Genomic DNA, 24,624 nt, shown 5'->3' on the forward strand with positions numbered 1-24,624 from the left:
AGAGAGGAGCAGAAGATATCATGAAAGCACCTGATTTTTCTTTGAAAAATATTCAAAACGGTGAATTTGTAAAGTTAGAAAGTTATAAAGGAAAGCCTGTTATGCTCACATTCTGGGCCTCCTGGTGTCCTGACTCAGTAAAAGATCTTGCTCAGAAAAATCACTTCTATGAAAGCATGAAAAGTGAGCAGCTCGTTTTTCTGACGGTAAATGTTACCGGCCGAGAAGGTAATAAAGAAGACGGGCACGCATTTCTTGCAAAGCAGGGATACAGGTTTCCGGCTCTTGCAGATGAAGGAACAAAAACATATGATAAATATAGATGTATGGGTGTTCCAACTACTGTATTGATCAATGAAGAACAGGAGATTGTACAAATGTACAATGACAAAGTTTCCTTTTTAACTATTATGGAAGGCGTAACAAGCATCTTAAAAAAGTAACAGCCGAGTCCTCTCCATAGAGAGCTCGGCTGATTTCATTTATCCTTAGCTCGGTTTTTTTCCGCTTATAATAATTTGTTTCATCTGTTCCCGGTTAGGATAATCATTTGCATCATAAGAGGCGGCTACCCGGTTAATGTCATATTCTACTCTTTCTATCGCAGCTTCTACTTTTCCATCTTTAATCGTAAGCAGTGCATAAGATGCTCGATTATCTCCATCAAAGGGAAGACCCACACTCCCAGTATTAATCACAGTCTTATCGCCAATCTTTCTCACAAATGGTGTATGAATATGACCGTAGATATAAAAGTCAGCATCCACCTGGGTCATTAAAGAATGTTCAAGTTCTTCATTGCTTGCTTCTTTTGTGACAATTTCAAATAAGCTGTCAGGGGTAGCGTGGAATAAGTGCATTGATATTTCATTTGTCAGGTTCTCATGGAAGGAAGAAGGCAGGTTTTCTAAATAAGAGATATCATCCTGTGTCAGTCTTTCAACTGTCCATTCCCTTTCCTGATTCATAATAGCAAGAGCTTTGTCAGGCACCTCTCCTTTTTTCACTCCCCTAACGATCCATTCATCTGCATTTCCCTTTAACACTTTAGCCGGGGTGGAACGTACAGTTTCAAGAGCGTTTTTAGGTTCTGGTCCCCGGTAACATAAGTCACCGATTATGTATAACTTTTTGACGTTCTTTTCAGCAAGGTCGTTTAATACTGCTTTTAATGCTTTAGCATTTCCGTGAATGTCTGAAAGGATTGCAACTTGCATTAATATTTTCCCCCTTTGCTCTTTTTTTCCATTATACATGAGTTGAGAAACAGTTACGAATCTTAACAATGCTTGGAATGGAAGGAGAAGGATTGGTTATGTTACAATCAATCCAGTAACACCGTGGAAAGGAGTAATAGTAGAAAATGAAAATAAAGACAATTGAGCCAACCCCAAGCCCCAATACAATGAAAGTAATATTGGATGAAACACTCGCCGGGGGAAAGAGCAATAATTATACACAAAATAATAAAGAAGACGCTCCAATACAAATTAAAGAGATTTTTACAATTGAGGGTATTAAAGGTGTTTATCATGTAGCTGATTTTCTTGCGCTAGAGCGAAACGCAAAAGTAGACTGGAAAGTAATTCTCCCGCAGGTCAGAGCGGTATTTGGCGAGGAGACTGCAGAAACAGAAGCAGAGCAAACAGTGGATGATGCCTTTGGAGAAGTACAAGTCTCCATACAAGAGTTTAAAGGAATCCCTATGCAAATTAAGCTGACCACAGGGGATGAGGAAAAGAGGGTGGGCCTTCCTGAAAGGTTTCAGAAAGCAGCCTTTGAGGCCCAACAAGAAGAAGATAATGTCGTACTAGAACGAAAGTGGGTTGAAAGCAGCACGCGTTATGGAAGTGATCTGGAAGAAATCGGTCAGGAAGTAGCAGAAGAAGTGTCTGCTGCCTACAATCAGGAACGTCTCGACAATCTTGTTCAACGAGCCCTGGCAGATGAGAATCCTTCTGAACTCCCTCAGAAAAAGCGAAAGACGGTGACACTTGAGGACTTAAAGGATCCTGATTGGAAAAATCGGTATGCGGCTATGGAGCAGATGGATCCAACAGAAGAAGATTTGCCTGTATTAAAAAAAGCTTTAGAAGATGAAAAGCCTGCGATCCGCCGACTGGCGACAGTTTATCTTGGGATGATTGAAAAGCCTGTAGTATTACCGCTTCTTGAAAAAGCGCTAAAGGATAAGACGGTTACAGTGAGAAGAACAGCTGGAGACTGCTTTTCGGATATTGGGGATACAGCAGGTATACCTGCCATGACGGAAGCACTAAAGGATAAAAACAAACTTGTGCGCTGGCGTGCAGCAATGTTTCTTTATGAGGTTGGAGATGAATCGGCAGTTGAACCGCTGAAAGAAGCCCAGGATGACCCTGAGTTTGAGGTGGCCATGCAAGTCAAAATGGCTCTTGAACGCATTGAAGGGGGCGAAGAAGCAAAGGGATCAGTATGGAAGCAGATGACTGACACCATTGAACAATCAAAAAATAAATAATAATATGAAGAAGAGGCTTCGCAAGAAGGAAGTCTCTTCTTTTTGGACTAAACTTGCCGATGGAGGAAGCGACACTTCCTTTGTGGGGGAAGTTTTTTTAGAATAAAATGGTTCATGGTAAGATAAAAGGACAATTACATAATAAAAAAAGGGGAGAAATAAATTGACGAAAGATGAGATTATGAACGAACTAGAAAAAAAAGAGTACACCGAAATCCTTGATTTGCTTGAAGAAGCTGAAAATGGAAAACTAGCTGAAATAGAAATAGTCAAATCTCTTGGATTATTAAGAGATGAAACATTAAATGACCAGGTTCTTCAACTTTTTTCTGAACTAGGCGTAGAGATTGTTTACGCTGATGAAGAATAAGGGGTCAAGGGGAAAGGGGTATTATTTTGCGCAAAGAACCAACACAACGTATTTCCAGAAAAGCTTTGCCAGTTTGGCGGTTTAAAGGGGCGCTAGAGAGTCTGTTCTTTTTAAGCATTCCGGTCTTTTACGGGATATTAATGTACTTTTACGACTTCCCCCAGTGGCTTTTATGGCTCTTTATAGGTTTGTATGGAATATTATTTTTGTTTTTTGTCTGGGTTATTCCAAGTGTCAGGTGGAGGAGATGGCGCTATGAAGTACATGAACAGGAAATTGACTTAAAGTACGGGGTGTTTATTGTGAGGCGAACATTAATCCCTATGATACGGGTTCAGCATGTGGATACGGAACAGGGTCCCCTTTACAGAAGATATGGACTTTCAGCTGTTACAATTTCTACCGCAGCAGACGTTCATGAAATCCCTGCTCTAACTGAGGAAGTGGCCGATAACCTTAGAGATCAAATTGCCATGCTGGCACAAACAGCTGATGAAGATGAATAAAGGAAAAAGAATGCATGGGGCAGCCATTGTCATATTATTTTTCGGCCGCATAAAAGATTTCTTAATTCCCTTGATCCTCGCTTTTGTGGTGGGGGGCACAGGACCAAACATATTTGGATTTCGCTTGGTATTTCCTATCATTCTGGCTATTATGCTGATCCACAGCCTGCTCTACTGGTTGACCTATCGATATAGCATCGAAGAGGGAGAGCTGAGGATAAAGCAAGGAATCTTTATTAAAAAAAATCGTTACATCCGCAGGCACAGAGTACAAAGCTTCGATGTGACAGCGGGCGTGCTTCAGAGATTATTCCGCCTTGTTAAAGTAAGAATAGAGACCGCTGGGGGAGGAAACGAACCAGAGGTTGAAATAGTAGCTGTCACCAAAGGAGAAGCAAAAGAGCTGCGGTCGATGCTTCTCAACCGAGGTACGACAGAGGAGGATGATACGACAGTAGAGGAAACGGCGGAGAAAAAGGAAGAGGAATTGGAAGCACATCCTGTGGACTACCAATGGAAGCTTCCAGTTAGAGACTTATTTATAGCAGGATTGACATCAGGTGGTGTAGGGCTGGTGCTTTCTGCTGTCTTAGCCTTGTTTACCCAAGTAGACCAGCTGCTCCCTGAGACTTTTTATGAAACAACATTAGGTTTTTTTGTGGAATCGAGTATTTTTGTTATTATCATACTTATCTTTCTTATCACGTTAATAGCATGGATTATTTCAATTTTTATTACCGTCATCAAATACGGCAATTTTAGCGTCGTCAAGAGAGGAAATGACCTTATTATTTCAAGAGGTTTGCTGGAAACAAGGCAGCTCACTTTAAACATTAAGCGGATTACTACCGTACGCTATGTAGCTACCATGATTCGCCAGCCCCTCGGTTTTACTAGTGTGTATGTAGAGAGTGCAGGAGGAGGAAGCAGTGATGAACAGCTTTCTACACTCCTTCTTCCCTTGGTCAGGAAAAAAGCTGCCAACGAGATCCTAAATGAAATTGTTCCTGATTACGTAATTGAAAAGCAATTGACACCGCTTCCTAAACGAGCGCTGATTCGGTTTATGGTGAGAGCTGTCATACCAGTTCTTATTGTAGTCATTCCTGCAGCTGTATGGCTTCCATTTGGCAATTGGCTGCTTATCTTTATACCTGTTGCATTTGCTCTTGGCTGGCTCCGGTATAAGGATGGAGGACATGCCGTAACAAAAAGGCATGTCATTTTCCAGACACGGCACTTTAATTTAACGAGAGAGGTAGTCCCTAAAAAAAGAATACAGTCTGTGGAAAAAAGCCATTCCTTGTTTCAAAGAAGAATGGACCTTTGCACGTTTACTGTTTCCATTCTCTCTACAGCAGGAGGGAAATCATTTTCGGTCCGTGATATGGCTGAGGATGACGGAAATGATTTGTATCAGTGGTATTCCTTTGAAAAAGAAACCCAGCAAGAGAAGGGCTAGACAGCCCTTTCCTTGCTGGGTTTTTAGTGTAGGAAGTTTATTTGGAGAGAGCATTGGAATAGGTAATAATGCTCCTGGCCCCTTGATCAGTTGTAAATTCAAATCGGTCAAAGATGGAGTCTGGACTATTTTGTTGAAGCGTTCTTTCATAATGATGCTGCACAATCAGAGTGGAGCTGTTCTTTTGGAACATAAGAAAGTTCACGCCTTGAAAGGATGTTTCAGCTTCTCTGGCGAGCAGCTCATGAAGCAGCCGATTATGGCATTTCACAAGGTCTTTTTCCGTAAATCCCAGAGTACGTAATCCCTTTTCCAGGGACTGCCGCGATTGTTGTTCTAACTCATTTAATAAAATGGTAAAAGGTTCAAACTGCTGTCTGCTGATCCGCACACGTGCCCCTTCACTCACAGGGATGAGTTTTCCATTTTCTGTTAAAAAGGAAAGGCCATCGGCGGGAGTGCATTTTATCCACTTATTTTTGTATTCGATTTCAAGGGTGAATGGGCATCCTTCCAGTTCTAGTTGTTCCTTACGCGTGTCTTCCTGCAGATAAAGAATTTCATTTATCTTTACAATGGAATAGTAAACAAAGCTTTCATCTTCAGGTTCCTGATCTATTTCTTCAACGTTAACGAGGGAAGCGTTATAAAACTGGAGTTTCTTTTCAATAGCGTGAAGAAAAGACGTATACTGTGCAGTTTTTTCCTGTAGCCACTGGCCTTTTTTCTGCAGAGCATCGATAAAAGAAGATTCATAGCTGCCAGTATATTCATTTTCAGCTTCTTTTACTTTCGTTCCCAAGCATTCAACAACTTCTCCTTCTAGATACATTGGTTCATTCAAGTCTGCTGATGCAGGAAGAGCCTGGATACCAGTGATTCGAACAGAAGCCATCCAAGGTTTATTTGGGAGGGCGTGAATGTTAGTAAGGATTCCGAAGTAAGAACCCATTTTCCCTTCATCTACGACTATTGTCTGGCCTTTATACTGACTTGCTTTGGCTCTATTCATGATAACCCTCGCTTTATTCTTCATTTAACAGAGTAGTTCTGCTAGTTTCGATATTTGCTCTTCACATTATACGGTGATTTAAAGAAGAGATTCAAGATAAAAGAAAGCACCCCTTCAAAAGAAGGAGAAAATGTAAGGGGTTGCAAATATCGTTTCTACTTTTTCGCTGCTGAATTCTTTGCTTTTTCTTGTTGAGCAAAGTAGTGAATGATCCCCATAGCCGAAACTGAGGCATCCATTTTTAAAAAAGCAGTCAGGTTTGAAAGGTCTTCGCTGTGGTCTAACTGATAATGCTCGCTCATTTCAGTGAAGAGAGTTTCTGAAAGCTTTTCTTCAGTGTGATGCTGCTCAAAGGAATCTTTTCCAATGGAAAGAAAACGAGGAAGCCACATTTTTATTTGTTTGTCTACTTCTTTTGGGTCTTTACACATTCCATAATGGCCAAAATAAATCCGTTTAGGTTCAAGAGCCATAATTCTTTCGAGTGAGGAAAGCATAGCATCAGGGTCAAATTGATTAGGAGAAGTGGATGGTATATATATGTCTTTATTCACTTTTTTTGCGTCAGGGTACTGAATACCAATGGTGTCCCCAGTAAATACCCCCTCGCTTTCAGGGTCGTAGATGCTGTAGTGGTGAGCTGCATGGCCAGGAGTGTCTAGAAACGTTAACGTCCGCTCGGAAGAAATAGTCAATGTGCTGTTATCCTCAAGAACGACGACACGGTCTTCCGGAATCGGGATGACAGGCTCAAACAACTCTTCAAATTTTTCTTTATAAACGGCTTTTGCCCCTTTAATAAGTCGGGAAGGATCTATTAAATGACGGGCTCCTCTGGGGTGAATAATTACTTTTGCATTAGGGCACTCTGTTAGAAGGAGTCCCGCACCTCCTGCATGATCCAGGTGAACGTGTGTAACAATAATGTAATCTACTTCATCAAGTGTTCTCCCAAGTTCTTTCATTCCTTGTTTTATGTAAGGAAGTGACATACTCGGGCCAGTTTCTAAAATGGTAATTCTTTCTTCATTAAAAATATAGACTCCGGTCCTGTTAGGAAGTCCTAAATCGTAGCCATCTATTACATACAAGTTGTGTCCAAGATCTTCACACCTTACAGACATTATGATCAACCCCTTATCGTTTTGAAAACCTTTCCATTTAAGTGTAGAAAAATCCCCTTCATCTGTAAAGATAAAGGGGATACTTTATTTTCCATTTGTTTTTTCGGAGGCAGAATACCTTTGTTCATTAATCCGAAAGAGCTTTTTCATTTCTTCTGCTTTTGATACCTCAATGCTTTCCTGCATTGAACGAATATTAATTTCCATTTTAGTCAGAGCTTCATAGAGCGGTTCTTTTTGCTCCTCCTGGTTTTCACTGCTTAGTGACAAGTACGTTTCAAGTAAGACTGGAATATCTTTTTGAAGCATTCGTTTACATACATATCGTTCTTCCACGTCAAGCTTATGAGCGTAAACAAGAAGCTTTTCCGTTTCCTCTACCAATCTTCTCAGGCGGTTTTGATGAGGAGAAGGGAGAAGGCTCCATTTGTAAATCAGGCGATGTCTGCATTCTGACAAAAGCTCACTATATTCCTTTGGTAAAGATGTCTGCTCAGATATTTTTTCTTCCTGTATTTTCTTCTTGGCAAGTGAAGGAGGAGCCTTTTTATCCGGTTCAATAAGCTGGCCCAGAAAGACATCATCTAACACGTTCAATTTATAAAAAATACCTTGAAAGTACCTGGACTTTTGCAAGCTTCTCACGTAGGTTTTTCCATTTTTTATATATTGAACAGAAGCTTCTTTAATACGGTGTCCCCGGCTCCCATGATGATATTTTCTCTGATAGAGGATAATAATCCGTTTTTTAATTGCAGCTTCAGACTTGGTAGTGTCATAACTTAAAAGCTTCATTCTTTTTCGGTTTACCTTTAAACGGAACTGGAAAGTGCCGCCGTTTTTTTTATAAGAGTGGGGCATTTTCGTCTGTTTTCCATTATTAATAAGCGTATCTAATACAGCCTCCGTATCTTCTATAAGCTGCAGGCCCTTTGCATCAGAAAAAATGTGCTGGTCTACAGGTTTTAAGTGGTCAGGAAGAAGTTTGTCAAACCATACGTCTTCTAGCCATTGTTTAAACAAAAAACCACCTTCTTTTAGTCATCTCACCTTTTATTCTAACAGCTTTGTACGCATTTCCTTGTTTAAATCATCTAGCTCGGCAATGAATTTTTTCCCTGATTGAACAATTCGTTCGTTAGATTCTTCTGTCAGTTCAATGGCAGCTTGGACATCATTATAAGCTTTCCGAAAAGTGTCGATGGCTACTGCAGGCTCTTCGAGGGTCTTTAATGTTTCTTCTGTATTGGATTTAAGCATTTGTGCATTGGAGAGGATCATATTTTCTGTTGCTTCGTTTACATTTTGGACAGCATCAATAACTTTCCGCTGGTTCCCTAAAGCAAGTTGGATGGAAGCAGTAACGGTTATAATATTTTTGGTCATCGTAATGGCATTAAAAATAGCTTCTTCAAGCTTTTCATTATTATCCAGAATAAGATCCACGGAGGCAAGAGACTGCTGAAGCACCATGACAGCCTGACTCATGTTTTTTATTCTTGATACAACCCTTACTTGTCCTTTTTGCAATGAGGCAGGGTTATCACGCCATTCTTCTTTCGTCATTTCCTGTTCAAGCATTTGGTTTAACTCCTGCCCTAATGCCATTTGTTTTTCCAGCTCATAGATTCGGGCGGTTGCTGTTTCTTTTAACTGTTCAAGCATTACATTGTCCTCTTGCAGCTTATCTCTGCCGGCAAGAAGTCCTTCAATAATATTTTCAACCTGTGCCTCTACCGTCTGGTACTTTTGGGCGTATTGTTCCATTGGGCTGCGACGCAGTAGTTTGTTCCATACTTTCTGGACTCTGCTTTCTTCTAAATGTTCGGGCTCAAGTTCTCCGACAATCACTTTTAATTCATGAAGCTTATCAGGTAACTCATTGTCTTTTTGATTCATCATTTCACTTACTGGCCGTTTTAGAGCTTCAAGTGAATCCCCTGCTTGCTTTTGTTCGTTTTCACCTAGCGAGCTTATTTTTGAAAGAAGCTCATCAACATTAGACTTATTAAGGTTATTTATATAATCCTGCGCATCTCTTTTTGCGTTCTCGCTAGTTTCTTGATTAAGGTTGTGATTTTTATATTCATCCATTATTGAGTACCCTCCTTCAGACATCTTCAAAAGTAAACCCTCTTCTTGTCGATATTGTATCATCTTCCATGAACATTCGTCCTGTTTATGATTCCTTTTTCAAATGATATTAGATACGATAAAGGGAAAGAGAAGTTGCGGTTTGCAATTCAAGAAGAGATGGAATAGAGAAACTAAGATGATAGATAATGAAAGCAGAGGTTAGGACTAGGCACTAAGTCTCGTATCCATAAAGGAGGAGCCTTTTATGTTTAAGAAGTATTTCACCATAGAAGAAGCAAATTGCCATATTCCTTTTGTTAAGGAAGAAATGTCTGAACTGCAGAACCTCCAGGAGAGCTTTACTGAAAGTGTAAAACATTATGAACTGGTTAAGCATTCTCCCATTCCTGATACAGGAGAGAAGTTATTTTATTTAGAATGCATGGTTGATTTTGTAGAGATTCAGGCCAATCTTCATATTGAACGTCTCGAGAGAAACGGGATCCTCGTAAAAAGTATTGATCACGGACTTGTGGACTTCCCGGCAAAAGTAGAAGGGGAGCCAGTACTTCTTTGCTGGAGGCAGGGTGAAAATCAAGTGAAGTACTACCATGGTTTGTTTGAAGGATTTACAGGCAGAAAAAAAATCTCCAGAACGGATGATGAAATTTAGATAGAGAGAGGAAGAACAAGCCATGTGTCTGGTCGCGGTAGCTTATAAGGTACACAGTAAGTATCCACTTATTATAGCAGCCAATAGGGACGAGTTCTATAACCGTCCAACGTCCCTTTTGCACCAATGGAAAGACGCTCCATTTGTTTATGCTGGAAGAGATTTAAAAAAAGGCGGCACTTGGATGGGAATGACCAAGCACGGTTACCTTGCTGCTCTTACGAATGTGAGAGATGGGAATGAAAAGGAGAAGGAACGTTCAAGGGGAGAAATTACAGCAGGATTTTTGAAAAAGGAAGACACGGAAAGTTTTTTTCAAAAGCTTTCTAAAGAAAAAGATGAATTCAATGGCTTTAACCTTATAGCAGGCACAGTCGATAACCTTTTTTATTATTCAAATAAGCAGGAAGGGAGAGAAGCGGAAGCCATGTTGCCGGGTATCCATGGCCTGAGTAATGCCCAGCTCAATTCACCATGGCCAAAAGTGGATAAAGTCAAACAAAAAATGAAGAAGCTGATCCAAGATGAGCCATTTACTGATCTTCCTGTGGAACCTCTTTTTGCAGCACTGACAGACACGGATAAAGCTCCTGATCAATTTCTTCCAAACACCGGGATAAGCATTGAGATGGAAAGGCTTTTATCTTCTCCATTTATTATCAGTCCTTCGTATGGGACAAGGTCCCAGACTGTGCTCGCGGTTACTGCTGATTACAATGCAAAGATGATAGAACGAACCTTTACAAATGGCGGCCAGGTTAAAGAGCAATCATTTTCATTTCCTATACAAACAAAGGAGGAACAGGATGTTAGAGAACTTTGAGATAAAAGCAGCTGAAGATTTAACCATTAGAGGAACGGTATTTTATGGCAGTGACGAACAAATCGAAAAAAAGCCTGTAATCATACTGGCTCACGGATTCAAAGGGTTTAAAAATTGGGGCTTTTTTCCTTATACCGCACAGCAATTTACAAAGCACGGCTTCATCGCAATTACCTTTAATTTTTCAATGAACGGGGTAGGTGAGGACTTGCTTTCGTTTACCGAAATGGATAAGTTCTCTGAAAATACTTATCACAGGGAAATCGAGGATCTTAACGAAATTGTGTCAGCAATTGAGGATGATACACTTCCTTACGCCGAGTTAATGGATAAGGAATCATTGTACCTGCTCGGCCACAGTAAGGGTGGAGCAACCGTCCTGTTATATACAAGGGAGAATGAAGAAAAGATCAATGGAGTAGCTACGTGGAATGCAATAAGCCAGGCGGATCTATTTCATGAAGAGTTGAAAAAAGAAATTAGGGAAAATGGGACTGGGTATATTTACAATGGCAGGACGAAAGAGTATATGCCTGTCAAACAAAAGGCAGTTGAAGATGTGGAGAGTAACCATGAAAGGTATGATATTATCCAGGCTGTTCAAGAAACAGAAACTGCAAAGCTCTTTATACAAGGTGGTGAAGATGCCCCTAAGCTTACAGCTGGAGCGAAGGAACTGAACAAAAACGCTGAAAATGGTCGGCTGGAATGGATTGAAACGGGAAGCCATACCTTTAACACCGCCCATCCTTTTGAACAATCTTCACCTGAGTTAGAAAAGGCTATTTCAAGCACGGTTAATTTTTTTAAAGTACAGGAAAAGATGAAAGAGAAAGAAAAGGATGGAAAAGAGAAGGAATAGGATGTGTAGAGTCTTGGGCAAAACCCAGCTAATAAGAAGGGTCCTCACCATCGGTGAGAGCTCTTTTTTTGTCTCCAGTATTCTACTAGTTGCTTGTTCAAAATACTCGCTTGCACGGTGTCTTCTATAATTCGAGTTTTGTTTACATAAGTGAGCCAGTTTTGTTTCAGCCTCTTATATATATGAAGAAAAAATTTTTGTTTCAAGATATATTATTCGGGGGATAATTAACTAAATATTCTAAAAATTGAAAGAGTATTAATACACGAATAAATGACGGTCCTAATTACAAAAGAAAAGAAGAACACTAATTTTTTTTGATAACGCGAGAAAACTAGAGAAATGAACAGATATGGGGAAGTAAATAGGTTATTACTTGATTTTCTTTGCGATCATGTTAAACGATTAAAAATACAAGCACTATTATTTTTATGTAAGTGCTGTATTTTCAAAAAACTAAGGTAATAATTGGGTAACGCCTGCGGAAAGCGCTTTCAAAGGAGGTGGAGTATGGGAAATAATTTGCCGAACCTAAAGTTTAATGGTATGATCTTGTATATTAGAGATAAAAAAAAAGATTGTAGGTTTCTTGTGTGTGAAACAGAAAAGAGAGGTGGAGAGGGTAATGACATTACGCAACTTTTCACGGAGAGTGGGTATGTATGACTCCCAATTTGAACACGATAATTGTGGCATTGGCTTTTTAGCTAATATCAAGGGGGAAAAATCTCATGATATTGTAAAAAAAGCCCTTGATATCCTGTGTAAACTAGAGCATCGAGGTGGCCAAGGAGATGAAGTAAACACTGGCGATGGAGCCGGGATGCTTCTTCAAATACCCCACCGCTTTTTTAACAGCAGGGTTAAAGACATTGGGATAAAGCTGCCTGAAGAAGGATCTTATGGAGTAGGGATGTTATTTTTATCCCAGAATGAAGAGCTTAGAAATAGATGTGAAAAACAGCTTGAACAGATTGTTGCAGAAGAAGGACAAAAGGTATTAGGCTGGAGAATCCCTCCTACGGACGGTTCAATGCTAGGTAATAATGCCAAGTCGACTATGCCTTATATTCGCCAGATTTTCATTGGAAAAAATGAAGCAATTGAAAATCAAGAAAATTTTGAAAGAAAGCTTTATGTAATAAGAAAGCGTGCTGAACAAGAGATTGGGCATCATGTCCCTGATGAAGACAGCTTTTATTTTGCAAGTTTGTCGTCCCGTACAATTGTATACAAAGGGATGCTGACAACTGAACAATTGAGCCAATTTTATAAAGACTTTGGAAACGATGATTTTGAAACAGCCGTTGCCTTAGTTCACTCCCGTTTCTCGACAAACACTTTTCCTAGCTGGGAAAGAGCTCATCCAAACCGTTACATGATTCATAATGGTGAAATTAACACTATTAAAGGAAATGTTAACTGGATGCATGCTAGAGAAGCGGTATTTCAATCTGATAAATTCGAAGATGACCTGGAAAAGATCCACCCGGTGGTAGACCACCTTGGAAGTGACTCTTCCATGTTTGATAATACATTTGAATTTCTGACTTTGGCTGGCCGTTCAATGCCACATACGGCAATGATGATGGTGCCTGAGCCATGGCAGAATGATCCTTTAATGAATGAAGAAAAGAAAGCATTTTACAAGTTTCATAGTACGCTTATGGAGCCATGGGACGGCCCTACTGCGCTCGCTTATACAGATGGCCGCAGCGTAGGCGCCTGTCTAGATCGTAATGGCCTGCGTCCTGCAAGATACTATGTGACAAAAGACGACCATATTCTTATGTCCTCAGAAGTGGGCGTGTTAGACATTGATCCTTCTAATGTGCTTTATAAAGAAAGGCTTCATCCTGGCCACATGCTTCTTGTCGATATGGAAGAAGGCAGAATCGTTCCAGATGAGGAAATTAAGCACACGATTGCTTCTGAAGAGCCCTATAAGGAATGGGTCGATAAACATTTTTGTGATTTAGATGACGTGATGGAAAGCCAGGACGTATACAACACCGATTTTGAAAATTTAAATACCCGCCACCAGGCTTTTGGATACACGTACGAAGAACTAGAGAAGATGATTAAGCCGATGGTTACTGAAGGAGTAGATCCAGTTGGGTCCATGGGATATGATTCCCCCCTTGCTGTTCTCTCAAAGAAACCTCAGCTATTATATAACTATTTCAAACAGCTATTCGCCCAGGTTACGAACCCGCCTATTGATGCGATTCGTGAAGAACTGGTTACTGCTGTCGGAACGACGATTGGGAAAGAAGGAAATCTTCTTCACCCTGCTCCCGAAAGTGCAAGGCATATCTTCCTGAAAACACCGTTAGTAAACAATGAGGAAATTGCCAAGTTGCGTTCAAACAAACGACCAGGATTTAAATCGGTAACTCTTCCTATGCTCTTTTCTGCAAAAGAAGGGGAAAAAGGTTTAGAGCCAGCACTTGACCAGCTGTTTGCTTCGGCAGATGAAGCCGTTGAAAATGGTGCAACTGTGCTGATTTTAAGTGATCGTGGGGTAAATAAGGAATCAGCAGCCATCCCGGCTCTTCTTGCTGTTGGCGGCCTCCACCACCACCTGATTCGGAATGGAAAGCGAACGCAGGTAAGCATTGTTGTTGAATCTGCTGAGCCCAGGGAAGTACATCATTTTTCTGTGCTTATAGGCTACGGTGTAGAAGCCATCAATCCTTATCTGGTCTTTGATTCCATTGATGCGATGATTAAGGATGGACGCCTGGAAGCGACTTCCTATGTTGAAGCCGTAGCTACTTATATTAAAGCAGCTACAAAGGGTGTCATGAAGGTTCTCTCTAAAATGGGAATTTCAACGATTCAAAGCTATCGGGGCGCTCAGATCTTTGAAGCAGTAGGCATTGATCCTTCAGTGGTTGATAAGTATTTTACCTGGACCACTTCAAGAATCGGCGGAGTGAACCTTGAAATCATTGCTAAAGAAGTCCTTCTTCGTCATACAAAAGCTTTTAATGACCGAGAAGGAAAAGACACAACACTTGAACCGGGTGATGACCTGCAGTGGCGCAGAAACGGGGATGCTCACCAGTATAATCCTCATTCCATTCACATGCTTCAGCAGGCATGCCGGACAAAAGACTTTGAACTCTTTAAGAAATATTCGAAATCTATTAATGAGCAGGAAAAAGAACAAACCTCACTGCGCGGTTTGCTTACCTTTACAGACAACCATAAGAGCATTCCTTTAGAAGAAGTAGAACCTGTTTCAAATATCGTCAAACGTTTTAAGACAGGCGCCATGTCTTTTGGGTCCATTTCCAAGGAAGCTCATGAGGCTTTAGCGATCGCGATGAATCGTATCGGTGGTAAGTCCAATACCGGGGAAGGCGGGGAAGACCCAAAAAGATTTACTCGTGATGCAAACGGGGATTCTAGGAGAAGCTCTATCAAGCAGGTCGCCTCCGGCCGTTTTGGAGTTACAAGCCACTATCTTGTAAATGCAGATGAAATTCAAATTAAGGTTGCTCAGGGCGCAAAGCCTGGAGAAGGCGGACAGCTGCCTGGGAACAAAGTATATCCGTGGGTTGCCGAGGTACGAGGAACGACTGCGGGTGTAGGACTTATTTCGCCGCCGCCGCACCATGATATTTATTCTATCGAAGACTTAGCGGAATTGATTCATGATTTGAAAAATGCTAACCCAAGTGCATATATCAGTGTAAAGCTTGTATCAGGAACAGGCGTAGGTACCATTGCTGCAGGTGTAGCAAAAGGGCGCGCAGACGGTCTTGTTATAAGCGGATATGATGGCGGAACAGGTGCTGCTGCCAGAACAAGTATTAAGCATACTGGTCTTCCGTGGGAGCTTGGACTGGCTGAAACCCACCAGACTCTGGTGTTGAATAACTTGAGAGATAGAATCTCAGTGGAAACTGACGGTAAGCTGATGACTGGGAGAGATGTGGCCGTAGCTGCACTTCTGGGTGCTGAAGAATATGCGTTCTCAACAGCTCCACTTGTCGTTCTTGGCTGTGTATTAATGCGTGTCTGCCACTTGGATACATGCCCAGTAGGGATTGCCACTCAAAACCCTGAGCTTCGTAAAAAATTCGTCGGAACTCCGGATCATGTAGTGAATTTCATGTATTTTGTAGCGGAAGAATTGCGTGAAATTATGGCTGAGCTAGGTTTCCGTACTATCGAAGAAATGGTTGGAAGAACAGATATATTAGAGCAGGTTGAAGAAGTGGACAACTGGAAAGCAAATACGTTAGATCTCACTCCTTTGCTATTCCGTCCGCACGAAGATAATCAAGAAAAGCACTACCGCCATAAAGATCAAGACCATATGATTAATGAATCATTGGATATCCGAGAAATTCTACCGCTGGCCCATTCAGCCATTGAAAATGGAGAAACAGTGGAAGGCACCTTCAACATTAAGAATACAGACCGTGTGGTTGGAACCATTACAGGGAGCGAAGTAACGAAAAAATTTGGCGCCAAAGGACTGCCGGCGGATACTATAAATCTTCAATTCCTTGGATCTGCAGGCCAGAGTTTCGGAGCTTTTCTTCCCGCGGGGATGACTATGACTCTTATTGGCGATGCGAATGACTATTTAGGAAAAGGTTTATCAGGCGGAAAGGTCATTGCCTATCCTCCAGAGGAGTCGACTTTTGCTCCAGAAGACAGCATCATCATTGGAAATACTACTTTCTATGGTGCGACAAGCGGAGAAGCTTATATTCGTGGGGTTGCCGGTGAGCGGTTCTGTGTTAGAAACAGTGGAGCTAGCGTAGTGGTTGAAGGTGTAGGAGACCATGGTTGTGAATATATGACAGGAGGCCGAGTTGTGGTTCTTGGAGAAACTGGCAAGAACTTTGCAGCTGGTATGTCAGGCGGTATTGCTTACGTATTAGACAGTGACGGAACGTTTGCACAGCGATGCAATAAAGAAATGGTCCAGCTTGAAACGTTGCAAGATGGAGAGGAAATTCAAGAATTAAAAGCAATGATTAAAAATCATGTAGACTATACTCATAGCTCACTCGGTGAAACAGTATTGCAGCAATGGGATAAAACAGTTAAACAGTTTGTAAGAGTTATTCCAATGGATTATCAACGGATGCTTGAAGCTGTTGAGCGCATGAAAAAAGAAGGCATGACAGAGGCCGAAGCGATCATGGTTGCTTTTGATGAAAATAAAAATGAAAAAGCTCGGGTAAGCGGCAAGTAAGACAGCTGCTTCTTGAGCTCTCCCTTTCAAGTTAGGCAACCAAGACTAGGAACGTTTGGAGTGAGTAAGATGGGAAAATCAACAGGTTTTATGGAATATAAGAGAGAAGCACCAGCAAAAAAAGATCCTCTTGCGAGAGTAAAGAATTGGCAGGAGTTCACTATATTAATGCCCGAAGATAAGCTATCTGAGCAGGGTGCCCGCTGCATGGATTGCGCGATTCCTTTTTGCCAGGCAGGAACAACGATGGATGGCTCGGCGGAAATTGGCTGTCCAGTTCACAACTTGATTCCAGAGTGGAATGATCTTGTTTACAGAGGGAAATGGAAAGAAGCTCTAGAAAGACTTCATAAAACGAATAATTTCCCTGAATTTACAGGCAGAGTCTGTCCAGCACCGTGTGAAGGTTCCTGTACAGTGGCTATTAGTGACGACCCTGTATCCATTAAATCAATTGAATTTCATATTGTTGAAAAAGGATTTAAAGAAGGTTGGATCAAGCCTGAGCCTCCTAAAAAACGTACAGGCAAAAAGGTGGCTGTCATTGGATCGGGGCCAGCTGGTCTGTCTGCTGCCGCCCAGCTGAATAAAGCAGGTCATACAGTAACAGTATTTGAGAAAGATGATCGTGTCGGAGGCCTCTTAACTTACGGGATTCCAGACGTAAAACTTTCTTTTGAAGTCCTTCAACGACGGGTGAGATTATTAGAAGAAGAAGGAATTACCTTCGTTACTAACACAGAGATTGGTAAAGATTACCCAGCAGAAAAGCTGAATGAAGAATTTGATTCCACTGTGTTATGTACAGGTGCCCAAGTACCAAGAGATGTGCCTGCGAAAGGCAGAGATTTAAAAGGGATTCATTATGCAATGGAATTCTTAAAGAAAAATACAAAGTCACTTCTTGACTCACAGCATCAGGATCAAAATTATCTGTCCGCTAAAGGAAAGAATGTTATTGTGATTGGCGGGGGAGATACAGGAGTGGACTGTATCACTACATCTTTGCGTCATGGCTGTGAATCTCTTGTACAATTTGATATTCATCCGGAAAAGAATAAAGACAGAGAGCCTCTAAATCCTTGGCCATTATTCCCTGTCGTTTATAATCAGGAAGATGGGCATAAAGAAGCTGAAGCAGTATTTGGCAAAGACCCTAGAGCATATAAGCTTCAAACGACTAAATTTGTCGGGGACGAAAAGGGTAATGTTAGAGAGCTTCATACTGTAGAGGTCGACACAGTATATGAAAATGGCAAAAAGTTGAGAAAAGAAATTCCAGGAACAGAACGAGTCTGGAAAGCAGATTTAGTTCTTTTGGCAATTGGTTTTACAGGTCCAGAAAAGCATTTACTTGATGAGTTGAAGGTAGAAACAACCGAGCGAAGCACGGTGGATGCTGAATATGGAAAATATAGTACAAACGTGGAAGGTGTATTTGCTGCTGGAGATAATCGTCGTGGCCAAAGTCTTGTCGTGTGGGCAATTCATGAAGGGCGCGAGGCAGCAAGAGAGGTTGACCGTTATTTAATGGGAAGCTCAAACCTGCCATAATCATTTAAGAAGAGGGTGTCTCAAAAATGTAGTGGATCTACTGAGACATCCTCGCTTTATTTGGTTCTATGAAATAGGATGGAATAGACCTTCCCCGGTTTGGGAAAGGTCTTTCTTTTATTGTCTCTTTTCTCTGTTTCCTTTGCACACTTTATCCCAGTGTGTGATTACTTGACCGGTTGTATGTTTTTTATATGGACTTTGTAATAGAAGACGAAGGTGGAGGGAGTGGAAGAGAGGCTTCCTGTTGTTTTCTCAGTTTTAATAAATCCTCCACAGTATCATGGAGGGAAAGAAATTCATACAGGGCAATTGAAGTTCCAGAAAATAGATGATAATGGTCTGTATTCAATGGTGAATAATTTTTGTTGTGCGTAATAAATTGATTTTTTAAGTTTTCAATCAATAAGTAGTGTTCTTCATCAAACGTGTGAGTGCCCGCAATAAAGGCTTTTTTTAAAGAGGTAATCAACGCCCAAATACTTCTTTTTTCTTGATCATTGAAAGAAAGATCTCCTTCTATATACTGTAAGTGGCCGAGATGAAGAGAGATACGCTGCAGAATTCGCAATCTTTTTTCAAGATACATAAACTTTCTTAATTCGCGAAAAGAGGCATGATGAAACTTCCATTCCTTTCGTTGATATTCAGCCAGTTCACCGCTTTTTTCAATCTCCTTGCGCAGTCTTTGAAACTTCTCCAACTGTGGGGCCGCAGGACGTATGGTGTTGTTTTGTAACACCGAGGAAGAGAGCTCTTCCAGTATATCTCCGCTTATTATAAACAATTGATCAAGTTTTTTTTCTAAGGCCGGTATAAATTTTGGAGGCAATAATAACACGTTTACCAAGGTTGAAGTAATAAGGCCGATAAAAGTTCCGCCGAGGCGAGTGAAGAAATCACCCATGTAGTTTACACCTATGTCAGGAATCATAACCACGGCAGTTAAACAAGCAACGAGCATGCCATCTTGAAGCTTCAGGTTATGGCAGATAAAGAGTGTTAAAATAGCAGATAAAGCAAAGGTATAAGGGGTGACACCAAGAAAAAAGACAAGTCCTAAAGAAATTGCAGCACCTATCGCAGAGGCAGGAAGGCGAATAAACCCTTTACGAATCGATTCGTAAGCTGTAGGTTCAATCGTTACAATGGCAGTCACAACGGCTAGTACGGGAGGAACCTGCAAAAACTGACAAATTAATGCTGTTAGGAGGACAGCCACCCCCGTTTTAGCGATTCGTCCTCCAATCATGCGAACTTTTAATTTCCCGCTCCACATTTATAACCACACCTTTATCTTCACTTCTTTTTCCGTTCACTTGCTGACTCTTTAATCATACCGGACAAATTATCAAAATCAAAATTGAAATTTCACGTACCGTAATAAATGAATTAGCGAAAAAGAAATCAGGTAACGATAATATAATTATGTAAAGTAAAGCTGGCGATTTATTTACAGCTGATCTGGGGAAAAGAAAGGTAGTATGACTGCATTTTTTTAGAAACCATGTTTAAAAGGTATTAGCTTGCAAGGACCTCAATCCGGTGATAGGTTAAAAGAGAAAAGGTGCTTTAGTCATTAATAGGAAAGAAGGAGGAATTTATAATGGCAGCTGATGCAAAAATAATCCAGGCTCCTTATAAGACAGGTGTGTATGTAGGGGAAGAAATTGACCAAAAAGGGGAAAAAACATTAGTTAAAGTAAGAGCAGTTTTAAAACATCCAAAACAAGGAGATCTACATAACCCAAAACAAGTAGATGTTCCTTTATTTCATGAACGAAAGGCTTTAGCTGAATTTGAGAAGGTGTGGGTTCAGACTGACATGCTCAGAAAGTACGATGAAGAGCCTCCTGATTATAAAGAATCATTAAAGCACGCGGTTGAAAAAGAAAAGGGCTTATTAAGAGAAAAAAATGACGAATGGTCTCAAAAAGCCTTAAAAACATTGGAGACAGTAGAAAACGATTATAAATTATAAGAAAGGAAGCTGAGGAAGGTGAACAGGGCAATATACGCAGCCTTGCTGTTAGTCCTTTTGATCACTGGCTGTAATGGTGAGGAAACGGAGTCCGTCCAAGATGCTGAAGAAGAGGGAGTAAACGATGAAAGTGCAGAAAGTGTATCAGAAGGTGAAGGGTCTTCTGAAGACATAGAAGAGTCTGGTGAGGAAGCAGAAAGCCTGCAGGTTCAAACAGAAGCTGAAGACTTAAATGTTCCTTGGTCCATTAATAAAGTGAATGAAACCTTTTATATATCGGAAAGAGAAGGGTCTATCGCTGTCATTGAAAATGGTGTAATCAACCGAGAGGATATAGATGTTCAAGAGACCTTCACCCATGAAGGAGAAGGGGGATTACTCGGCTTTGTTCTACACCCGGAGTTTGAGGAGAACAACCAGGCTTTTTTGTATTATACGTATCTAGAAGACGGATTGAAGAATCGAATCGTAATCGTTGAGAGGGACAATGGGGAATGGACCGAAAAAGGGGTGATAAAAGATAATATTCCTGGAGACTCCATTCACAATGGTGGAAGGCTGGCTATTGGACCTGATGGGTATTTGTATGCTACTACAGGGGATGCATCTGAGCCGGATCTAGCACAAGATGAAAACAATCTTGCAGGTTCAATTTTGCGCTTGACACTTGATGGGAAAGTTCCAGAGGACAATCCATTTGAAGACTCAGCTGTTTTCAGCTATGGACATAGAAATCCTCAAGGTCTGTCATGGGACAGTGAAGGAACAATGTACAGCACAGAACATGGACCTGTTGGAGAAGATGAGATTAATCGAATTGAGGCGGGAAATAATTACGGCTGGCCTCTAATCTCAGGTGATGAAACAGAAGAGGGAATGGAGGAACCATTGCTTCAATCTGGCGAGGATACTTGGGCGCCTTCTGGCTCTGCTATGATTAACGACCGGTATTTACTAGTGACAGGACTCCGGGGAGAAGCATTGTTTGGAGTTGACGTAGAAGAAGAGACGATAGAGCGCCTTTTTGAAGGTGAAGGTCGTTTACGTGATGTCTTTATAGAGGAAGAGACCGTTTATATTATAACTAATAATACTGATGGAAGAGGGCAGCCTCAGGAAGGTGACGACCGGCTTGTGAGAATTGATAATTTCTTTCAAGATTAAAAATCTAAGTATAAAATAGGAAAACCGGCCATTGAGAAGCGCTTCTCAATGGCCGGTTTTGTAGTAATAAAAAAGATGGATGAATGAGAACTCGAACGATTAACCATTGCCTCTTTCTAAGACACCTTCTTTATCGCCATCATAACCAAGAGTGTGTAAACGGATAGACAAATCTATTAAGAACATATCCTCAGGATTATCCAGGTCACAGCCAGTCATGTTTTCAATTTTTTTAAGTCTGTATAAAAGAGATTGGCGGTGGAGGTTAAGGGCACGTGCCGTTTGGCTGACGTTGCCTTTATGCTGGTTATAGACTACAAAAGTATGAATTAAATCAATTCCTCTTTCTTTTGAATAATGAACAATAGGAGCAATGGTGGCGTCTGTAATCTGCTTTAATTCATTATTTTCAGCCAGAGCCATGAGAGCTCTGTCAAACCTGGTATCTGCATAAGTACTGATATAGCCTTTACCTCTTTGTCTTCGTCCAATATCAAGCGCCGTTCTGGCTTCCTGGAAACTATCGTAAAAGGACTGCTTGCCAGATGTTTTCGCTACCCCCCACGACACAGTGAGCTGAGGAAGCTTTTGTTCTAAACGATACTGTAAAAGGTCCAAAAAAGGAAAGATGGTTTCCATATTTCTTTCAGAGCGGACTTCAACAAATACGACTAATTCCTCCCGCTGAAAGGTGCACATCGTTTTTAATTGCATTGTCCTCCCTGCATGAAAAACCTCTTCTTCAAACATACTGCCAAGATGATGCAGCCATTGTTCATAAGAAGCATGCGGCTGAGGGTTATGATCATATAACACCCGAAGGTTTTCCGGACGTGCCAAAAGACAGAGATAGGGAACGTTCAGGGAATACCCAAGTGACTTTGCCCGTGATAAGGCTGCATCCCAGCTGGAAACCTGGCCTTTAGCCAGGCTCCAGACAAAATCATCCCTAAGACGCATTTCCGTTTCAAGGACAGCATGATCGTGCAAAAAGCATAAAGCAGAGGCTGTTACTGCATGTTCTAAAAGAGGCAGGGTATGATCATTAAAAACGCTTTCTTGAGGTTCTGGAAGGGATATAAGAAGAAACCCCTGGATTTCCCTTGCACTTTGAATAAGGATTTGAAGGACGGATTCCTGCTCAATATCAAGCCAGTGCATATTTGGCTGGGAAAATGATTCGGGGGTGTCTTCATGAAACATACTGAGTGGATCAACAGTATGATATAAATAATTTTGCCAGATCTCCTCCAGCTCATGTCCGTTCTTGCTCCTGCCTTTGATCACACCTCTTTTATCCAAAATTAAAACAGGTGCCTTTAAGTGCTTGTGGACATAGGTACATATTTCATTAAGACCTTTTCCTTCAAGAATAATTTCTAAGAGCTGTTTGCGGAACTCTTCTGACATTTTAACACCTTCGTGTTCCTGACGGTGAAGGGCCTGTGAAATGGCCTGGCTGATCTCTGCAAATCTGACTTCCCAGGGAATTTCGATGATGGGGAAGCCGTGGGTTTCTGCGTAGGCTAACACCCCTTTAGGAATTTCTCTTACGTATCTTCCTACTGCCATAATTAAGGCAGCTGCATCTGAATCCATCACTTCTTTTACGAAAGACAAGAGTTTTTTTTCATCGTTTCTGCACCCGATCCCGGTAGTCAACACGACTTCATTCTTTCGTACAAAATCTTCAACTGGTGTCTCGATAATTGATACCCACTCGACGGGCTTATCGAGGTTGCCGTTTCCTCCTGCCATTTGTTTCGCTTCTTTCAAAACCTCAAAAGAAAGAATATTTTCCACCGTTAACAATATCATCACCTCTCAGATGCTTATAAAAAGCACGAAAACATGAGAAAAGAGTAAGAATGCTTAATTAATCCAAGTTTTAGACCTATTATAGCATAATAGTGAGCCTAAGGGCTTAATTTGAAACAACAATGTCAGAAAATAGTTCATTCAATGTGATGAAAAAAGAATTGAAAACTTCATACAAAATGACAGATGGTAAATTTTATTCTTTTTCGTAAGATGATAGTAGAAATTAAAGTTCCTAATTCTTAAAAGGAGTGATCCAAATGACGATCAATCAAAACAAAGGCGCATCCCTATCTACAAAAGCGGTATGGTCAGGCGAAAAAGAATACAGGGTGCACGGAGCGTCTCAGGTTCCAGTGGTACACAGTGTTGCTTTTACGTATGACGACTTGGATCACTGGTATGATGTGGCTGTGGGCAGAGAAAAAGGCCATATTTATGGAAGAAATACAAATCCGACTGTTGAGTCGTTTGAACAAAAGATAAAAATATTAGAGGATGCCGAGGCAGCTACTAGTTTTTCTACCGGGATGGCTGCGATCAGCAACTCTCTTGCAACTTTTTTAAGACCTGGAAGCCGCGTTGTATCTTGTAAAGACACGTACGGTGGAACAAATAAGATTTTCAGTGAGTTTCTCCCTCAGCTTGATATAGATGTGAAACTTTGTGAAACCGGGAACCATGAACAAATTGAAGAAGAAGTGCGCAAAGGATGTGACATCCTCTACTTGGAAACACCTACGAACCCAACGGTAAAAATTACAGATCTTGAGAGGATGGTAAAGGTTGCAAAAGAAGTAGGGGCTCTTGTATTTGTGGATAATACTTTTGCAACTCCTATACTTCAGAACCCACTTGAGTATGGTGTGGATCTCGTCATTCACAGTGCCACCAAATATTTGGGAGGGCATGCGGACGCTCTTGGAGGAGCTGTTTGTGGTTCAAAAGAACTGGTAGAGAAAATATACCACTATAGAGAAATTAACGGTGCAACCATGGATCCGATGGCGGCATACCTCATTCTACGTGGCATGAAAACACTTCATTTACGGATGAACCAGCAATGTAAATCAGCCATGAAAATTGCAGAATACTTGAAGAATCATGAACAGGTTGATCAAGTGTTCTATCCAGGTCTTGAAGATCACCCAGGTCACGATATTGCGAAAAAGCAAATGCGGCAGTTTGGCGGAATGCTGAGCTTCTCTGTTAAAGGCGGTATGGATGCAGTAAAGCAGTTTCTTCCTAAACTTGAATTTGCCAACCGGGCAGCGAATCTTGGGGCGGTGGAAACGACTGTTGGACCGGCTAGAACAACCAGCCATATTGAGAACACGCGAGAGGAAAGAGCAGCCCTTGGAATACCTGAAAGCCTTGTCCGTTACTCTGTTGGGATTGAGGATACAGATGATTTAATTCAGGATCTTGAGAATGCATTCGCAAGCCTTAAAAAAGCTGAAGCAGCTAAAAGGTAACAG

20 protein-coding genes are annotated in these 24,624 nt (G+C 41.1%); 13 read left to right on the top strand and 7 right to left on the bottom strand.

Annotated elements, in window-relative coordinates:
- Positions 1 to 20 precede the first annotated feature (20 nt).
- On the top strand, positions 21 to 443 hold the full coding sequence (locus CEF17_RS05300; protein WP_100398602.1) for a TlpA disulfide reductase family protein: 423 nt from the start codon (positions 21 to 23) through the stop codon (positions 441 to 443).
- A gap of 45 nt (positions 444 to 488) precedes the next feature.
- On the opposite strand, the gene CEF17_RS05305 is transcribed toward CEF17_RS05300, so the two are convergent.
- Positions 489 to 1,217: a metallophosphoesterase family protein gene (locus CEF17_RS05305; RefSeq protein ID WP_100398603.1), complete on the bottom strand. Its 729-nt coding sequence runs from the start codon at positions 1,215 to 1,217 to the stop codon at positions 489 to 491.
- A gap of 146 nt (positions 1,218 to 1,363) precedes the next feature.
- Between CEF17_RS05305 and CEF17_RS05310 the strand changes: the two genes are divergently transcribed.
- The 4 genes from CEF17_RS05310 (at position 1,364) to CEF17_RS05325 (ending at position 4,838) form a co-directional block, all read left to right on the top strand.
- Positions 1,364 to 2,500 carry a conserved virulence factor C family protein gene (locus CEF17_RS05310; RefSeq protein WP_100398604.1) on the top strand — a complete coding sequence of 379 codons (1,137 nt, stop codon included), beginning with the start codon at positions 1,364 to 1,366 and terminating at the stop codon, positions 2,498 to 2,500.
- A 163-nt stretch (positions 2,501 to 2,663) separates the two neighbouring features.
- Positions 2,664 to 2,870, top strand: a complete 207-nt coding sequence (locus CEF17_RS05315; protein ID WP_100398605.1) for a hypothetical protein — start codon at positions 2,664 to 2,666, stop codon at positions 2,868 to 2,870.
- Positions 2,871 to 2,896: 26 nt separating this feature from the next.
- The gene (locus tag CEF17_RS05320; RefSeq protein ID WP_100398606.1) at positions 2,897 to 3,376 is read left to right on the top strand and encodes a PH domain-containing protein; all 480 of its coding nucleotides are present in this window, start codon (positions 2,897 to 2,899) and stop codon (positions 3,374 to 3,376) included.
- A complete protein-coding gene (locus tag CEF17_RS05325) occupies positions 3,363 to 4,838 on the top strand; it encodes a PH domain-containing protein (protein WP_100398607.1) in 1,476 nt (491 codons plus the stop codon). Before CEF17_RS05320 ends, CEF17_RS05325 begins: the two co-directional genes overlap by 14 nt.
- A gap of 37 nt (positions 4,839 to 4,875) precedes the next feature.
- Here the strand turns inward: CEF17_RS05325 and CEF17_RS05330 are convergent, their stop codons facing one another.
- The 4 genes from CEF17_RS05330 to CEF17_RS05345 form a co-directional block, all read right to left on the bottom strand.
- Positions 4,876 to 5,850, bottom strand: a complete 975-nt coding sequence (locus CEF17_RS05330; RefSeq protein WP_157842935.1) for a DUF2777 family protein — start codon at positions 5,848 to 5,850, stop codon at positions 4,876 to 4,878.
- 155 nt (positions 5,851 to 6,005) lie between these two features.
- Entirely contained in the window at positions 6,006 to 6,974 is a 969-nt protein-coding gene (locus tag CEF17_RS05335) for an MBL fold metallo-hydrolase (RefSeq protein WP_100398609.1), read from the bottom strand.
- Between the two features lie 84 nt (positions 6,975 to 7,058).
- Positions 7,059 to 7,997 (bottom strand): hypothetical protein, encoded by a 939-nt coding sequence (locus CEF17_RS05340; protein WP_100398610.1) that lies wholly within the window; start codon positions 7,995 to 7,997, stop codon positions 7,059 to 7,061.
- Positions 7,998 to 8,027: 30 nt separating this feature from the next.
- On the bottom strand, positions 8,028 to 9,068 hold the full coding sequence (locus CEF17_RS05345; RefSeq protein WP_100398611.1) for a toxic anion resistance protein: 1,041 nt from the start codon (positions 9,066 to 9,068) through the stop codon (positions 8,028 to 8,030).
- 247 nt (positions 9,069 to 9,315) lie between these two features.
- Between CEF17_RS05345 and CEF17_RS05350 the strand changes: the two genes are divergently transcribed.
- The 5 genes from CEF17_RS05350 (at position 9,316) to CEF17_RS05370 (ending at position 18,183) form a co-directional block, all read left to right on the top strand.
- Positions 9,316 to 9,723 carry a DUF2203 domain-containing protein gene (locus tag CEF17_RS05350; protein WP_100398612.1) on the top strand — a complete coding sequence of 136 codons (408 nt, stop codon included), beginning with the start codon at positions 9,316 to 9,318 and terminating at the stop codon, positions 9,721 to 9,723.
- Positions 9,724 to 9,745: 22 nt separating this feature from the next.
- Positions 9,746 to 10,546, top strand: a complete 801-nt coding sequence (locus CEF17_RS05355; RefSeq protein WP_100398613.1) for an NRDE family protein — start codon at positions 9,746 to 9,748, stop codon at positions 10,544 to 10,546.
- Complete coding sequence (locus CEF17_RS05360) at positions 10,530 to 11,408, top strand: alpha/beta hydrolase family protein (protein ID WP_100398614.1); 879 nt, start codon at positions 10,530 to 10,532, stop codon at positions 11,406 to 11,408. The genes CEF17_RS05355 and CEF17_RS05360 overlap by 17 nt, the downstream gene beginning before the upstream one ends.
- 625 nt (positions 11,409 to 12,033) lie before the next feature.
- Complete coding sequence (gene gltB, locus CEF17_RS05365; RefSeq protein ID WP_100398615.1) at positions 12,034 to 16,629, top strand: glutamate synthase large subunit; 4,596 nt, start codon at positions 12,034 to 12,036, stop codon at positions 16,627 to 16,629.
- A gap of 69 nt (positions 16,630 to 16,698) precedes the next feature.
- The gene (locus CEF17_RS05370) at positions 16,699 to 18,183 is read left to right on the top strand and encodes a glutamate synthase subunit beta (protein ID WP_100398616.1); all 1,485 of its coding nucleotides are present in this window, start codon (positions 16,699 to 16,701) and stop codon (positions 18,181 to 18,183) included.
- Between the two features lie 190 nt (positions 18,184 to 18,373).
- Here CEF17_RS05370 and CEF17_RS05375 read toward each other — a convergent pair whose 3' ends face one another.
- Positions 18,374 to 19,462, bottom strand: coding sequence for an FUSC family protein (locus tag CEF17_RS05375; RefSeq protein ID WP_100398617.1), 1,089 nt, complete (start codon positions 19,460 to 19,462; stop codon positions 18,374 to 18,376).
- 327 nt (positions 19,463 to 19,789) lie between these two features.
- On the opposite strand from CEF17_RS05375, the gene kapB reads away from it, so the two are divergent.
- Together kapB and CEF17_RS05385 are read left to right on the top strand one after the other, a co-directional pair.
- On the top strand, positions 19,790 to 20,164 hold the full coding sequence (gene kapB, locus CEF17_RS05380) for a kinase-associated lipoprotein KapB (protein WP_100398618.1): 375 nt from the start codon (positions 19,790 to 19,792) through the stop codon (positions 20,162 to 20,164).
- An 18-nt stretch (positions 20,165 to 20,182) separates the two neighbouring features.
- Positions 20,183 to 21,328 (top strand): PQQ-dependent sugar dehydrogenase, encoded by a 1,146-nt coding sequence (locus tag CEF17_RS05385; protein WP_100398619.1) that lies wholly within the window; start codon positions 20,183 to 20,185, stop codon positions 21,326 to 21,328.
- 99 nt (positions 21,329 to 21,427) lie between these two features.
- Here CEF17_RS05385 and CEF17_RS05390 read toward each other — a convergent pair whose 3' ends face one another.
- Complete coding sequence (locus CEF17_RS05390) at positions 21,428 to 23,146, bottom strand: PucR family transcriptional regulator (protein WP_100398620.1); 1,719 nt, start codon at positions 23,144 to 23,146, stop codon at positions 21,428 to 21,430.
- Positions 23,147 to 23,406: 260 nt separating this feature from the next.
- Here CEF17_RS05390 and CEF17_RS05395 point away from each other — a divergent pair, with 260 nt between their 5' ends.
- Complete coding sequence (locus CEF17_RS05395; RefSeq protein ID WP_100398621.1) at positions 23,407 to 24,621, top strand: cystathionine gamma-synthase family protein; 1,215 nt, start codon at positions 23,407 to 23,409, stop codon at positions 24,619 to 24,621.
- Positions 24,622 to 24,624 lie beyond the last annotated feature (3 nt).

Source organism: Bacillus sp. FJAT-44742 (genome assembly GCF_002797315.1).
GTDB lineage: Bacteria > Bacillota > Bacilli > Bacillales > Marinococcaceae > Thalassorhabdus > Thalassorhabdus alkalitolerans.